General features: G+C 67.1%; 14 protein-coding genes. 12 read left to right on the top strand and 2 right to left on the bottom strand.

Annotated features, from left to right (window positions below):
* Positions 1 to 90: 90 nt before the first annotated feature.
* The 12 genes from ACZ5YD_RS05745 to ACZ5YD_RS05690 all read left to right on the top strand — a co-directional run bounded on the left by ACZ5YD_RS05745 (position 91) and on the right by ACZ5YD_RS05690 (position 12,221).
* Positions 91 to 507: an NADH-quinone oxidoreductase subunit A gene (locus ACZ5YD_RS05745; RefSeq protein WP_379745905.1), complete on the top strand. Its 417-nt coding sequence runs from the start codon at positions 91 to 93 to the stop codon at positions 505 to 507.
* Positions 504 to 1,205 (top strand): NADH-quinone oxidoreductase subunit B, encoded by a 702-nt coding sequence (locus tag ACZ5YD_RS05740; RefSeq protein WP_379745908.1) that lies wholly within the window; start codon positions 504 to 506, stop codon positions 1,203 to 1,205. Before ACZ5YD_RS05745 ends, ACZ5YD_RS05740 begins: the two co-directional genes overlap by 4 nt.
* Complete coding sequence (locus tag ACZ5YD_RS05735) at positions 1,202 to 2,884, top strand: NADH-quinone oxidoreductase subunit D (RefSeq protein WP_379745911.1); 1,683 nt, start codon at positions 1,202 to 1,204, stop codon at positions 2,882 to 2,884. The genes ACZ5YD_RS05740 and ACZ5YD_RS05735 overlap by 4 nt, the downstream gene beginning before the upstream one ends.
* The gene (locus ACZ5YD_RS05730; RefSeq protein ID WP_379745914.1) at positions 2,884 to 3,987 is read left to right on the top strand and encodes a complex I subunit 1/NuoH family protein; all 1,104 of its coding nucleotides are present in this window, start codon (positions 2,884 to 2,886) and stop codon (positions 3,985 to 3,987) included. The genes ACZ5YD_RS05735 and ACZ5YD_RS05730 overlap by 1 nt, the downstream gene beginning before the upstream one ends.
* Complete coding sequence (locus ACZ5YD_RS05725) at positions 3,987 to 4,448, top strand: NuoI/complex I 23 kDa subunit family protein (protein WP_379745917.1); 462 nt, start codon at positions 3,987 to 3,989, stop codon at positions 4,446 to 4,448. The genes ACZ5YD_RS05730 and ACZ5YD_RS05725 overlap by 1 nt, the downstream gene beginning before the upstream one ends.
* Before the next feature lie 62 nt (positions 4,449 to 4,510).
* Positions 4,511 to 4,774 (top strand): NADH-quinone oxidoreductase subunit J, encoded by a 264-nt coding sequence (locus ACZ5YD_RS05720; protein ID WP_379745920.1) that lies wholly within the window; start codon positions 4,511 to 4,513, stop codon positions 4,772 to 4,774.
* Complete coding sequence (locus tag ACZ5YD_RS05715) at positions 4,771 to 5,160, top strand: hypothetical protein (protein ID WP_379745923.1); 390 nt, start codon at positions 4,771 to 4,773, stop codon at positions 5,158 to 5,160. The genes ACZ5YD_RS05720 and ACZ5YD_RS05715 overlap by 4 nt, the downstream gene beginning before the upstream one ends.
* Positions 5,161 to 5,162: 2 nt before the next feature.
* Entirely contained in the window at positions 5,163 to 5,465 is a 303-nt protein-coding gene (gene nuoK / locus ACZ5YD_RS05710; protein ID WP_379746035.1) for an NADH-quinone oxidoreductase subunit NuoK, read from the top strand.
* Position 5,466: 1 nt separating this feature from the next.
* Positions 5,467 to 7,518 (top strand): NADH-quinone oxidoreductase subunit L, encoded by a 2,052-nt coding sequence (gene nuoL / locus ACZ5YD_RS05705; RefSeq protein WP_379745926.1) that lies wholly within the window; start codon positions 5,467 to 5,469, stop codon positions 7,516 to 7,518.
* A complete protein-coding gene (locus tag ACZ5YD_RS05700; protein WP_379745929.1) occupies positions 7,515 to 9,038 on the top strand; it encodes a complex I subunit 4 family protein in 1,524 nt (507 codons plus the stop codon). Before nuoL ends, ACZ5YD_RS05700 begins: the two co-directional genes overlap by 4 nt.
* An 83-nt stretch (positions 9,039 to 9,121) precedes the next feature.
* Complete coding sequence (locus tag ACZ5YD_RS05695) at positions 9,122 to 10,606, top strand: NADH-quinone oxidoreductase subunit N (RefSeq protein ID WP_379746038.1); 1,485 nt, start codon at positions 9,122 to 9,124, stop codon at positions 10,604 to 10,606.
* A 166-nt stretch (positions 10,607 to 10,772) separates the two neighbouring features.
* The gene (locus ACZ5YD_RS05690) at positions 10,773 to 12,221 is read left to right on the top strand and encodes a DHH family phosphoesterase (protein WP_379745932.1); all 1,449 of its coding nucleotides are present in this window, start codon (positions 10,773 to 10,775) and stop codon (positions 12,219 to 12,221) included.
* A gap of 83 nt (positions 12,222 to 12,304) precedes the next feature.
* Here ACZ5YD_RS05690 and ACZ5YD_RS05685 read toward each other — a convergent pair whose 3' ends face one another.
* Together ACZ5YD_RS05685 and ACZ5YD_RS05680 are read right to left on the bottom strand one after the other, a co-directional pair.
* Positions 12,305 to 12,655, bottom strand: coding sequence for a helix-turn-helix transcriptional regulator (locus tag ACZ5YD_RS05685; RefSeq protein ID WP_379745935.1), 351 nt, complete (start codon positions 12,653 to 12,655; stop codon positions 12,305 to 12,307).
* A 177-nt stretch (positions 12,656 to 12,832) separates the two neighbouring features.
* Positions 12,833 to 13,624: an NRDE family protein gene (locus ACZ5YD_RS05680; protein ID WP_379745938.1), complete on the bottom strand. Its 792-nt coding sequence runs from the start codon at positions 13,622 to 13,624 to the stop codon at positions 12,833 to 12,835.
* Positions 13,625 to 13,728: the final 104 nt, after the last annotated feature.

Genomic DNA, 13,728 nt, shown 5'->3' with positions numbered 1-13,728 from the left:
GTTCGCTTGAACCCGTCGTCTTGCCCGCGCGTGCGAGAATCAACGCTTATGTAGGGTCCAACCAAACCCTCGCACGTTACGGAGACCTGTATGAGCGATTGGATAGCTATCGGCGCATTGGCGGTCGTCGGGATCGGCATCCCCCTCGGGATGATGGCGGTCTCGGCGTTACTCCGTCCAACCGTGCCGGAACAAGGCAAACGCACCATCTACGAGTCCGGCGAGATCCCGACCGGAAGCGCGCACATTCGGTTCAACATCCAGTACTACATGGTGGCGCTGTTGTTCCTGGTGTTCGACATCGAGACGGTCCTGTTGTTCCCGTGGGTCGTCATCTATCGGCCCGCGCTGGAGGCCGGCGTCCCGATGTTGCAGCTCCTCTGGCCGATGCTCGCGTTCGTCGGCGTTCTCACCATCGGACTCGTCTGGGCGTGGCGCAACGGCGCGGTCGAGTGGATGTCCAGTCCCCGTGCCACCCGCCGAAAGACGGAACGTGACCAACTATGAGCAGCAACCAACCATTTATCACGGACGACACCGCGGTGACGACCGAGACCCGCGACGCCCGCATGGGCGAGGGCCGCGGCGACAGATTCAACTCGCGGCTTCGTGAGGCGTTCGGCTCCTCGCCGTTCATCCTCACCAAGTTCGACAAGTTCCTCAACTGGGCCCGCGGGTCCTCGATGTTCATGCTGCAGTTCGGGATCGCCTGCTGCAGCATCGAGATGATGCACACCTACGCGGTCAAACACGACCTCGATCGGTTCGGGTCGGGCGTGCCGCGCGCGTCGCCGCGTCAGGCCGACGTGATGATCGTCCCCGGGACCATCGTCTCGAAGTTCGCCCCGCGGATGAAGCGCGTCTACGACCAGATGCCCGAGCCGAAGTTCGTCGTCGGCATGGGCTCGTGTACGATCTCCGGCGGCCCGTTCCAGGAGGGCTACAACGTCATCAAGGGCGCAGAGGAGGTCATTCCGGTCGACATCCACGTCCCGGGCTGTCCGCCCCGCCCCGAGGCGCTCGTCTACGGCGTCGCGAAGCTGCAAGAGCGGATCGCGAACGGCGAGGCGAGCCCGGTGACCGTAAAGCCCTACGAGCTCGAGCAGTTCTCGGATCTCGAGCAGGACGAGCTCGTCGAGCACTTGACGGACCAGATCGACGAGGACGACCTCGTGATGCGATACGACTTCGCTGATTCGCCATGAGCTTGGAAGACCCGGAGGCCGACCTCGAGCCGGCCGACTCCGCCGACGTCGTCTCCGCGACCGATCCCGACTCGATCGCCGAGCTGCTCGGCGACCACGTGATCGGACGGGAGGAACACCTCAACGCGCCCGGATTCGTGATCCGCCCGGACGCCGTAGAGGACGTCCTCTCGACGCTGAAGGAGGAGGCCGGCTACGACCACCTCTCCGTGGTCACGGCCCAGGAGTACGAGAACCGATACGAGTCGATCTACCACCTCAAGAAGTTCGCCGATCCGACCGACGAGGTGAGCGTCGTGGTCCCCGCCGACAAGGAGAACCCCGTCTCCCAGTCGGCCGAGCCGGTCTTCCGGACGGCCGACTGGCACGAGCGCGAGGCGTACGACCTCGTCGGCATCGACTACGAGGGACACCCCGACCTGCGGCGGATCCTCCTTCCGGACACCTGGCAGGGACACCCGCTGTCGCTCGATTACGACCAGGACCAGCCCCAGGTCGTCTCGCTTCGCGAGCACGCCAACCCGCTCCAGGAGGACCACGCGGACGACGAGTCGGACACGATGTTCATCAACATCGGGCCCCACCACCCGGCCACCCACGGCGTCTTGCACCTCAAGACGACCCTCGACGGCGAGCAGGTCGCCGACGTCGAATCCGACATCGGCTACCTCCACCGCAACGAGGAACAGATGGCCCAGTCGGGGACCTACCGCCACCAGATCATGCCGTACCCGGACCGGTGGGACTACATCTCGGCCGGGCTGCTCAACGAGTGGGCCTACGCCCGCGCGGCCGAGGACCTCGCGGACATCGAGGTGCCCGAGTACGCGCAGGTCATCCGCACGATGGGTGCGGAGATGTGCCGGATCGCGGCGCACATGCTGGCGGTCGCGACGTTCGCGTTGGACATCAACGGCGACTTCACCGCGACGTTCATGTACGCCATCAACGACCGCGAGCGGGTCCAGAACCTGCTCGAGGACCTCACCGGCCAGCGGATGATGTTCAACTACTTCCGGCTGGGCGGCGTCGTCTGGGACCTGCCGGAACCGCGCGCGGAGTTCTTCTCCGATACGCGCGACTTCCTCGATCAGCTCCCGGGCTCCATCGAGGAGTACCACGACCTGTTGACCGCCAACGAGATCCTCCAGGCCCGCACCATCGACACGGGGATCCTCCCGCCCGAGGTGGCGAAGAACTACGGCGCCACCGGTCCCGTGCTCCGCGGCTCGGGCGTCGACTACGACCTCCGTCGCGACGACCCATACGGCTACTACGACGAGCTCGACTGGGAGGTCGCCACCGAGGACGGCTGTGATAACTACGCCCGCCTCCTCGTCCGGTTGCGCGAGGTCGAGGAGTCGGCCAAGATCATCGAACAGTGCATCGACCTCCTCGAGGACTGGCCCGAGGAGGAGCGAAACATCCAGGCCAACGTCCCGCGGACGCTCAAGCCGGACGACGACGCGGAGATCTACCGCGCCGTCGAGGGCGCCAAGGGCGAACTCGGCGTCTACATCCGTTCTGACGGGACCGACAAGCCCGCCCGGTTCAAGATCCGCTCGCCGTGTTTCTCCAACCTGCAGACGCTGCCCGAGATGGCCAACGGCGAGTACGTGCCGGACATGATCGCGGCCCTCGGGAGCCTGGACATCGTTCTCGGGGAGGTGGACCGCTGATGGCCGGCGGTTCCCTCACAGCCGGTGGGGCGGTTCCCGCCCAGGCGCAGCTGTTCCCCGAGCAGGTCACGAGCGCGCTCGGACTGCCGGGCGTGCTGGGCGAGGTCGTCGGCGCGCTCATCGCCGCCTTCCTGATCGGCAACGTGATGCTCGCGTTCACCGGCGTCGCCGGACCGTGGGCCAAACGGAAGATCACGGCGGCCTTCACCGACCGGATCGCGGTCGACCGGATCGGGCCGTTCGGGCTGCTCATCATCCCGGCGGCGTCGGTCCAGCTGCTCGCCAAGGAGCTCATCATCCCGGAGGGTGCGACGCGGCCGGCCTACGACCTCGCGCCGATCGTCCTCCCGGCCTCCGCGCTCCTCGGCTTCTCGGTCATCCCGATGGGACGGCTCGGACCGTTGAACCTCCAGCTCGCGGACCCCGAGACCGGGTTCGTGCTGGTGTTCGCGTTCGCGTCGATCGCCTCCGTCTCGCTCGTGATGGCCGGCTACGCCTCGAACAACAAGTACTCGCTGCTCGGCGGGCTTCGGGCGGTCGCCCAGAACCTCGCCTACGAGATCCCGCTCATCGTCACTGCCATGTCCGTGGTGGTCTTTGCGGGCACGCTCCAGACGAGCGGCATCGTGAGCGCCCAACAGGAGGCGCTCGTCACCATCGCCGGGATCACGATCCCCGCGTGGTACGCGTTCGTCAACCCGTTCGCGTTCGGGCTGTTCGTCGTGGCCAACATGGCCGAGATCGGCCGGAACCCCTTCGACATCCCGGAGGCGCCGACGGAGATCGTCGCCGGCTACCAGACCGAGTACTCCTCGGCGTACTTCGTGTTGTTCTACCTCGGGGAATTCCTCCACGTCTTCCTCGGGGGAGCGATCCTCACGGTCGCGTTCCTCGGCGGAGCCTCCGGTCCCGGTCCTGAGAGCATCGGGTTCGTCTGGTTCGTGGTCAAGGTGTGGGCCTTCTTCCTGTTCACCCAGTGGTGTCGCTCGGCGCTTCCACGCGTTCGAATCGACCAGCTCATCGAGATCGGCTGGAAGGGAATGTTGGTGCTGTCGTTCGCGAACCTGCTTCTCACGGCGGTGCTCGTGGGGGTGATCGTCTGATGATCGGATTGTTAAAATCGATGGCGACCACGATGAAACACGCGCTCGACGGGACGACGTTCACGGTGGAATATCCCGACGTCGCCCCCGACGTGAGCCCGCGGTTCCGTGGCGTCCACAAGTTCAGTCAGGAGCGGTGTATCTGGTGTCGACAGTGTGAGAACGTCTGTCCGAACGACACCATCCAGATCGTACAGGACGAACAGCGAAACGGCGAACAGTACAACCTCCACATCGGACAGTGCATCTACTGTCGGCTCTGTGAGGAGGTCTGTCCCGTCGACGCCATCCTGTTGACCCAGAACTTCGAGTTCACCGCCGACACGAAGGACGACTTCGTGTACAACAAAGAACAGCTCAAGAACGTCCCGTGGTACAAGGGTATCGACCCGCTGGGCTCGCGAAACCCCGATCGCGGCGCCTGGATCGGAGAGGGAGACGGGGAGGTCGATTACCAGTAGTCCGAGGCGACGCGGAGTCGCTCTCGAAATCTTCAAAGGACATCTGAACGGAGACACACACAATGGTGCTTGAAACCATCGCGTTCGCGCTGTTCGCCCTCGTTACGTTGGCGTGCAGCCTGGGCGTCGTCCTCGCACGGGACGTCTTTCACGCGTCCCTGTTTTTGGGCGCCGCCCTGTTGAGCGTCGCGGTCCATTACGTGATGTTGCATGCGGAGTTCCTTGCCGCCATGCAGATCCTCGTCTACGTGGGCGGGGTTCTCATCCTCATCACGTTTGCCGTGATGCTCACGCGTACCGACGAACCGGAGGTGAGTAGCGTATGAGTGACGACCCGGACACACGCGAACGTGACGGGCCCGGCTACGACGCCGAGGATCGGGGACTGGTCCCCGGCCTCGCGTCGGCCCTGCTTTTCGCCGTGATGGCCGCCGCCTTCCTCGGCGCGGATCTGGGGGAGCCGGCCGGCTTCGAGCTCGGCGAGTACGGGATCACCCACGAGATCGGGTTCGCGCTGTTCAACCTCGACATCGGCTCGCTCGCGGGCTCGACCGAGGGATTCCTCGCGGCGTTTCTGATCGTAGCGCTCACGCTCGACGTCGCGATCGACGGCGCGTTGTACCTCGCGAAACGCGAGGAGGACGGAACGATCGTCTCGGCCGTCGGCTCCGCGTTCACCGCGGGTCGCAAGGCCGGGGAGGGCGGTGAGTGACCGTGGTCGCCACCCAGTACTACCTGTTTTTGGCCGCCGCCGTCTTCTGTATCGGACTGTTCGGCGTGCTCACGCGCCGTGAGGCGCTGTACTTCCTGATGAGCGTCGAGCTCATGTTGAACGCCGCGAACATCAACCTGATCGCCTTCTCGCAGTACTACGGCGATCTCACCGGACAGGTGTTCGCGCTGTTCGTGATCGCGCTCGCGGCCGCCGAGGTCGCGATCGGGATCGGGATCATCCTCGTGTTGTACCGCAACTTCGGCGTGACCGACGTGACCGTTCCACGGGAGATGAGGTGGTAAGATGGTGGATGCATTCGCCTACGTACCCGCGATCGTCGTATTGCCGTTCGTGTCGTTCCTCGTCGCCCTGTTCTTGGGCCGGTATCTGCCCAAGGGCGGCGCGTTCGGCGGCATCGCCGCGACGGCGGGATCGTTCCTGCTGTCGCTTTGGGTGCTCGCCACCGTCGCGGGCGGGCGCGAACACGCGGAGACGCTCTACACCTGGGTCTCGGCGGACGGAATCGCCGGCGGCATCGGTCCCCAGGAGATCGCGCTCACCTTCGGCGTGTTGATCGACCCGCTCTCCGCGTTGATGCTCGTCATCGTGACGCTCATCGCGCTGCTCGTTCACGTCTTCTCGCTCGGATACATGAACGACGAGGGCGAGCCGGATCTGCCGCGGTATTACGCCGGACTCGGCCTCTTTACGGCCTCGATGCTCGGGTTCGTCGTCGCGGACAACCTGCTCATGGCGTTCATGTTCTTCGAGCTGGTCGGGCTCTGTTCGTACCTGCTCATCGGCTTCCACTTCCGTGAGCCGGGGCCGCCCTCGGCCGCGAAGAAGGCGTTCCTCGTCACGCGCTTCGGGGATTACTTCTTCCTCGTCGGCGTGGTCGCGATCTTCGCGACCTTCGGAACCGCCTCCTTCGTCGGGTCGGAATCGTTCCCGGTCCTCGCGGAGCAGGCGCTCGCCGGCGAGTTCGACGCGTGGACGCCGTTCGGACTCGACGCCGGGACGTGGTTCACGGCGCTCGGCCTCCTCGTCCTGGGCGGGGCGATCGGCAAGTCCGCCCAGTTCCCGCTGCACACCTGGCTCCCCGACGCGATGGAGGGTCCGACGCCGGTCTCCGCGCTCATCCACGCCGCGACGATGGTCGCCGCCGGCGTCTACCTCGTCGCCCGGATGTACGGGTTCTACGTGTTGACGCCGACGACGATGGCGATCATCGCGTTCGTCGGCGGATTCACGGCGCTTTTCGCCGCGACGATGGGCGTGGTCAAAGAGGAGCTCAAGCAGGTGCTCGCCTACTCGACCATCTCCCAGTACGGGTACATGATGCTCGCGCTGGGCGCCGGCGGGTACGTCGCCGCGGTCTTCCACCTCATGACCCACGCCTTCTTCAAGGCGCTTTTGTTCCTCGGCGCCGGCGCGGTCATCATCGCGATGCACCACGAGGAGAACATGTGGGAGATGGGCGGCCTCAAGGACAAACTGCCGGTCACCTACTGGACGTTCCTCGCCGGATCGCTCGCGCTCGCGGGCATCTTCCCGTTCGCCGGCTTCTGGTCGAAGGACGAGATCCTCTATGAGGCGCTCGTCCACGGGCTCAACGAGCCGCTGTTGCTCGCCGCGTGGGCGATGGGGCTGCTCGCGGTTCCCGTCACCGCCTTCTACACGTTCCGGATGGTGTTCCTCACCTTCCACGGCGAGCCGCGAACGGAGACCGCACGTGACCCGCACGCGGTCCGCTGGAACGTGAAGGGACCGCTCGCGGTCCTCGGCGTCCTCGCGGTCGTCGCAGGCGCCGCCAACATGGTGCCGGTCCAGAAGGTGCTGGGCGTGGAGGGGATCGACTTCCTCCACCTGTGGCTCGACGGCCACTACGGCGGGTTCTCCGAGCTCACGTCCCACCACTACGCGGATCTCGGCCCCTACACCTCCGGCTACATCGCCGGCGGCGAGGCGGCCACCGTGTTGATCGGCGCGGGCGTCTCGCTCGGGCTCGCGCTGCTCGGCGTGGCCACCGCGTGGAAGCTGTATAACGTCGCGGAGCCGGCCGAGCACACGGCCGCGCTCGGCGGCGTGAAGACCGTACTGTACAACAACTACTACCAGGACGAACTGCAGGTCTGGCTCGCCGATCGGACGGCGGGGCTGGCCGGCGCCGCGGACACCTTCGACCAGGGCGTGGTCGACGGCGTGGTCAACGGCGTCTCCTCCGTGAGCCTCGCGTCCGGCGAACGGATCCGCCGACTCCAGACGGGGATCGTCACCCACTACGCGGCGATCCTGACGATCGGGCTCGTCGGGTTGCTCGTCGTCCTGGGCGTTCTCGGGGGGTGGTTCCTGTGATCATCGAAGCACTCATCGCATTCACCTTCGCGACCGCGCTGGCGGTGCTCGCCGCGCCGAACCGGTGGGCGAGCCGGCTCGCGTTCGCGTTCAGTCTGGTTCCCTTCGTCGGGAGCCTCTACCTGTGGTCACGGTTCGACGGGAGCGGAAACGCCCTCACGGGCGGCCAGCTCGCGTTCGAAACGCGGATCGACTGGATCGAGATCGGCGGCTACACGGTCCAGTGGTTCGTCGGTCTCGACGGCATCAGCCTGCCGCTCGTCGTGCTCACGACGTTCCTCGTTCCGCTCGCGATCCTGTCGGCGTGGACGCCGATCGACGAGCGACAGAGCCAGTTCTACGGGCTCATGCTGTTCATGGAGGCGAACCTGCTCGGCGTGTTCGCCGCGCTCGACTTCTTCGCGTGGTTCGTCTTCTGGGAGGCCGTCCTCCTGCCGATGTACTTCCTCATCGGCGTCTGGGGCGGCCCGCGCCGCAAGTACGCCGCGATCAAGTTCTTCGTGTACACGAACGCGGCCTCGCTCGTCATGTTCCTCGGGTTCATGACGCTCGTGTTCAGCCTCCCGGTCGAGACGTTCGCGATGCCGGAGATCGCGGCGTCGATCGCCGCCGGCGAGCTCCAGTCGTTCTACGGGATCGCTCCCGACGCCATCGCGATGATCGCGTTCCTCGCGATGTTCGCCGGCTTCGCCGTCAAGGTCCCGATGGTGCCGGTCCACACCTGGCTGCCGGACGCCCACGTCGAGGCGCCGACGCCCGCGTCGGTGCTTCTGGCGGGCGTCCTCCTGAAGATGGGGACCTACGCGCTGTTGCGGTTCAACTTCACCATGCTGCCCGACCAGGCGACCGCGCTTGCGATCCCCATCGCGATCGTCGCCGTGATCTCCGTGATCTACGGCGCGATGCTCGCGTTGGCCCAGCGGGACCTCAAGCGGATCGTCGCCTACTCCTCCGTTTCCTCCATGGGCTACGTCACTCTCGGGCTCGTCGCCTACACCGTCTACGGGGTGGGCGGGGCGACCTTCCAGATGGTCGCACACGGGCTCATCTCCGGGCTGATGTTCATGGCGGTCGGCGTCATCTACAACGCAACCCACACCCGGATGGTGACGGACATGTCGGGGATCGCGGATCGGATGCCGGTCGCGGTGTGGATCCTCGTCGCAGGCGCGTTCGGCTACATGGGGCTGCCGCTCATGGCCGGCTTCGCCGGCGAGTTCTACGTCTTCGTGGGATCGTTCGGCTCGCCGGTCGCGAACGGGCTGATGCCGGCGTTCACGGCGCTCGCGATGTTCGGCATCGTGATCGTCGCCGGCTACCTGCTGTTCGCGATGCAGCGGACGCTGTTCGGCCCCTATCGGCTCGACACCGACTACGAGCTCGGGCCGGCCGCGCTCCACGACACGCTGCCGCTCGCGGCGCTGCTCGTCGCGATAATCGTCCTCGGCGTCGCGCCCGATCTCATCTTCGAGATGATGCGCGACGCGGTCGCTCCGGTCGTTGAAGGAGGTGTCAACTGATGGCGCTCACGCTCCAGTCGTCGGTCGCAGAACCGCTCGCGGCCCTGCCGGCCCAGACCGGATCCGCGCCGCTGCCCGAGTGGATGGCGCTCGCGCCCGCGCTGGCGCTCGCGATCACCGGGCTCGTGCTGCTGCTTTACGACACGGTGTATCCGAAGAGCGGCACGAACGCGGCCTCCTCGACGCTCGCGGCGATCGGCTCGCTCGCCTCGTTGGCGTTCGCGGTGTGGTATCTCGCGGCCGGGACCGGACAGCCCGCGACCGGCGGCGCGATCTACCTGTTCGCGGACGCGTTGAAGATCGACGCCCTGGCGCTGTTTTTCACCGCCATCGTCGCGTCGGTGACGACGCTCGTCGTCGTCGCGAGCCACGACTACCTCGCGGACCACGACACGCCCGGCGAGTTCTACTCGCTCGTGGCCTTCGCCGCGGCAGGGATGGCGCTTCTGGCGTCGTCGAACTCCCTCGCGACGATCTTCGTCGCCCTGGAGATGGTCTCGCTTCCGTCGTACGCGCTCGTGGCCTACCTCAAGGAGAACCGCGGCAGCGTCGAGGCGGCGATGAAGTACTTCCTCATCGGGGCGGTCTCCTCCGCGATCTTCGTCTTCGGGATCTCGCTCGTCTACGCGGCCACCGGGTCGCTGCTTCTCGGCGACGTCGCGGCCGCCTTCGAGGACCTCGGATCGCTTTCGGGCGTCGCCGGCATCGGCGTCGTGATGATGATCGGCGGGTTCGCGTTCAAGACCGCCTCCGTGCCGTTCCACTTCTGGGCGCCGGAGGCCTACGAGGGCGCACCGGCCCCGGTGAGCGCGTTCCTCTCGTCGGCCTCGAAGGCCGCCGGGTTCGCGGTCGCCTTCCGCGTGTTCACGGAGGCGTTCCCGATCGGGGCGTCCCTCGCGGCGGGCATCGACTGGCCGCTCGCGTTCGCGGTCCTCGCCGTCGTCACGATGACCGTCGGCAACTTCGCGGCCGCCGTCCAGGAGAACCTCAAGCGGATGCTGGCGTACTCCTCGGTCGGTCACGCCGGCTACGCGCTCATCGGTCTGGCCGCGCTGTCGGCAGGCGGCAGCCACAACGGCGCCGTGATGGGATCGGCGATGGCGCACCTGTTCGTCTACGGGTTCATGAACACGGGCGCGTTCCTGTTCATCGCCATGGCCGAACACTGGGGCGTCGGTCGGACCTTCGAGGACTACGCCGGTCTCGGGCGCGCGGCGCCGATGGCGTCGCTCGCCATGACCGTCTTCATGTTCTCGCTGGCGGGGATCCCCCCGCTCGGCGGGTTCTTCTCGAAGTACTTCCTGTTCATGAACGCCGTGTTCAACGGCTTCTGGTGGCTCGCGGCGGTGGGCGCGATAAACAGCGTCCTCTCGTTGTACTACTACAGCCGCGTCGTCAAGGCGCTGTGGATCGACGACCCCGTCGGCTCGCTTCCGGCGATCGACTCGCGACCCACCGCGCTCTATGCGACCGTGATCTTCGCCGCGGTCGCCACGGTGCTCGTGTTGCCCGGGTTCGGTCCGGTCATCGAGACCGCCGAGGCGGCGGCGACGGCGCTGTTCGGTTGAGGGTCGTCGGCCGACGACCACGGTCGAGGCGTTCGACCGCCTCCCGTCGCGTGTCTCCGGTCGACCTCGTTCGCTTCGGACGCGATCGTTTCTCGCCCGGACCCGATCGCTTTCGCTCGGACCCGGACGGCACCGTTTTACCCCCGGAACGTCCTACCGTCACCACATGGTTCGGCGACTCGTGTTGGGCTGTAGCTCGATCGGCCACACGCTCATCGAGCAGGCGCGCGAGCGGCGCGGCGAGGTCTACGTCGTCACCGACGATCCCGGGTGGGTGACGACCCTCCGGGAGTCGAACGTCGCCGCCGTCGAGGCCGACCCGGCCGACCCGGGATCGTATCCGGATCGGGCCGACGTCGTCATCGTCGCCGACGACGACCCGGATCGAAACCTCGCCGCCGCGCGCACCGCCCGAAAGCGGTATCCCGACGCCTCGATCGTCGCCTGCGTTGGGACCGCTCCCGCGGAGTCGGTTCGCGAGTCGCTCGCTGCGGTCGCGGACCGGCTCGTCGACCCCGCGGAGGCGATCGCGGACCGGGTGTTGAACGCCGTCGGCTTGGACGCCGACGAGCGGATCGTCGAGCTCGTGGCGGTCCTCCGGTCGCTTTCGGGTCCGCTCGCGATCGTCACCCACGACAATCCCGATCCCGACGCGATCGCGAGCGCGATCGGCCTCCAGCGGATCGCGGAGGCCGTCGGCGTCGACGCTGACGCCTGTTACGGCGGCGAGATCTCCCACCAGGAGAACCGCGCGCTCGTGAACGTCCTCGACATCACGCTTCGCCATCTCGACGGGGTCGAACTGGACACCTACGCGGGAATCGCGCTCGTCGACCACTCGCGGTCGGGGGTCAACGACGGCCTGCCGGAGGGAACGAACGTCGACATCGTCATCGACCACCATCCCCCACGGGCTCCCGTGACCGCGCGGTACGTCGACGTCCGCCCGTCGATCGGTTCGACGAGCACCCTCATCGCCGACTACTTCGATCGGCTGTCGATCGACCTCGACGAGCGTCTCGCCACGGCGCTGCTCTACGGGCTCCGGATCGACACCCGCGAGTTCACCCGCGAGGTGTCGGTCGCGGACTTCGAGGCGGCCGCCCGGCTGCTCGAGACGGCCGACGTGTCGATCCTCGAGCGGGTCGAACGTCCGAACGTGAGCCCGGAGACCTTCGAGATCATCGCAACGGCGATCCGCGAACGCGACGTCCGCGGGTCGGTCGTCGCCTCCTGTGTCGGCGAGATAACGGACCGGGACGCGCTCGCGCAGGCGGCCGAGCGCCTGCTCGACCTGGAGGGGATCACGATCACCTTCGTCTACGGCTACCTCGAGGGGGTCGTCTACGCGTCGGCCAGATCCCGCGGCACCGACGTCGACGTCGGGGAGACGCTCCGGGACGCGCTCGGCCAGATCGGATCGGCCGGCGGCCACGCGGACATGGCCGGCGCCCAGATCCCCCTCGGCATCCTCGCCGCCGTCGACGAGGACTCGACGGAGACGCTCACGGAGGTCGTCCGCGAGAGCATCTCGGGGCGGTTCTTCGAGACCGTCGCGGACGCCCCGCAGACGCCGCCGGTCGAGGACCCGTTTTCCGAGGGGACGACCGACTGAGGGAGGACGACCGATTGGTGGAAGACGACCGACTGACTGGAGTCACTCGATCGACTCGTTCGAGGGTCGGGCGAGGCCGCCCGTCACTCCTCGTAGGCCAGGTTCATCAGCCACTGCGAGAAGGCGTCCGACTGCGGGTCGATCTCCTCCTCGCCGATGAACGGCGAGAGCATGTCGCCGGCCATCAACAACGAGAAGTCCAGATCGCGGGCGGTGGGTTCGAGGAAGTAGGTGTTGTGTCCGTCGTAGACGGTCGACTCGCGCTCGATGAGTCCGGCCTCCGAGAGCGCCTCCGCGATCCGGCTCCCCTTTCTGGAGGAGACGTCGAGTTCCTTCCAGAAGTCGCTTTGGTGGATCCCGCCGGTCTCCCGGATGAGGTCGAGCCCGGCGCGTTGGTCCTCCGAGAGGTCGGCCTCGAGTTCGGACGCGCTCATACCCTACCTGGGGCCCGCGACTCGCTTAAAAGTGACCTTCCGCGCGTCGCCGTCCTGGTCCTCTCGCTCCTCCCTGCCTCCCGCTCGTCTCCGTCTCCAGCTCGTCTCGGTCTCCAGCCCGTCCCGTCCTCCCGTTCGTTTTCGCCCTCCTATTTCCGGTCTCGACCCGCCGGTGCGCTACGGCCGCGGCCACGAGTCGGGGATCTCGATCGGCTCGTACTCCGTCCTGCAGGGCGGCCCGTCCGCGTACTCGACGTCGATCCCCGTGCCGACGCGAACGACCGTTCCGGACCGCGTTCCGTACCCGTCCCCGTGCACGCAGGCTCCGAAGTCGTGGTCGGCGAGGGCCTCCCGCGCGCGCCGCGTCCACGCCTCGGCGTCCGCGTCGTTCGCGCCGCCGTCGTGGCTATCCAGGCGAAGGTGCTCGAAGAGTCGAACCGCGCTCTCGCGTCGTCGCACTCCCGGCTCCCGTCTGCGGTCCGGGATCGAAAACCGGGGCGTCCCGGCCAGGATTCCGCCCACGTTCGAGACCACATGGACGCCCGGATCCAGCCGAACCGTCTCCAGCTCCCCGTCGTATGCGAGGAGGAACGCGTCCGTGCGGTCCGCCAGGATCAGGAAGAACCCGGCGTAGGCGCGCTCCGCGAGTTCCCCTCTCACGTACTCCGCCGCTGCCCGTGGGGAGGACCGACGCAGACACTCGTCGACGAGCAGCCCTCGCGACCGGTCGCCGTCGATCTCCGCGTCGAGCCACCGGTTCGTGATCGTCACGTAGAGCCCCTCGTCCGTACATCCGACCCAGGTGCCGCCGGCGCGGACGTCCCGCGGGGCGACGACGCCGGGAACGTCCCCCTCACGCGGGCGGACGCGCGGCGGCTCGGACGGGCGATCGAGCGCCTCGTCGCGGTTCGCCGCCGCCGCGACGGGCGTTCCGGGGAGGACGTTCCAGGCGAGCGTGAGCGTACACACGCCCGTCCGTCCGCGCGCGACCGGCAAAAACCCGCCGTCGATGGCGACGCGACCGCGAACGACCCCCCGCCGATGACGACACGACTATTAAAACGGCCGTCGAA

This window comes from Halopenitus salinus (genome assembly GCF_055397165.1).
The sequence above is the reverse complement of the archived record's forward strand: the minus strand, read 5'-3'. Positions and strand labels throughout refer to the sequence as shown.

Bases quoted from the DNA above. Each gene is read 5' to 3' on its own strand.
- ACZ5YD_RS05685 (WP_379745935.1), bottom strand. From the start codon at position 12,655: ATGAGCGCGTCCGAACTCGAGGCCGACCTCTCGGAGGACCAACGCGCC.
- ACZ5YD_RS05715 (WP_379745923.1), top strand. From the start codon at position 4,771: ATGAGTGACGACCCGGACACACGCGAACGTGACGGGCCCGGCTACGAC.
- ACZ5YD_RS05690 (WP_379745932.1), top strand. From the start codon at position 10,773: ATGGTTCGGCGACTCGTGTTGGGCTGTAGCTCGATCGGCCACACGCTC.
- nuoL (WP_379745926.1), top strand. From the start codon at position 5,467: ATGGTGGATGCATTCGCCTACGTACCCGCGATCGTCGTATTGCCGTTC.
- ACZ5YD_RS05745 (WP_379745905.1), top strand. From the start codon at position 91: ATGAGCGATTGGATAGCTATCGGCGCATTGGCGGTCGTCGGGATCGGC.
- ACZ5YD_RS05735 (WP_379745911.1), top strand. From the start codon at position 1,202: ATGAGCTTGGAAGACCCGGAGGCCGACCTCGAGCCGGCCGACTCCGCC.
- ACZ5YD_RS05720 (WP_379745920.1), top strand. From the start codon at position 4,511: ATGGTGCTTGAAACCATCGCGTTCGCGCTGTTCGCCCTCGTTACGTTG.
- ACZ5YD_RS05730 (WP_379745914.1), top strand. From the start codon at position 2,884: ATGGCCGGCGGTTCCCTCACAGCCGGTGGGGCGGTTCCCGCCCAGGCG.
- ACZ5YD_RS05695 (WP_379746038.1), top strand. From the start codon at position 9,122: ATGGCGCTCGCGCCCGCGCTGGCGCTCGCGATCACCGGGCTCGTGCTG.
- ACZ5YD_RS05725 (WP_379745917.1), top strand. From the start codon at position 3,987: ATGATCGGATTGTTAAAATCGATGGCGACCACGATGAAACACGCGCTC.
- ACZ5YD_RS05740 (WP_379745908.1), top strand. From the start codon at position 504: ATGAGCAGCAACCAACCATTTATCACGGACGACACCGCGGTGACGACC.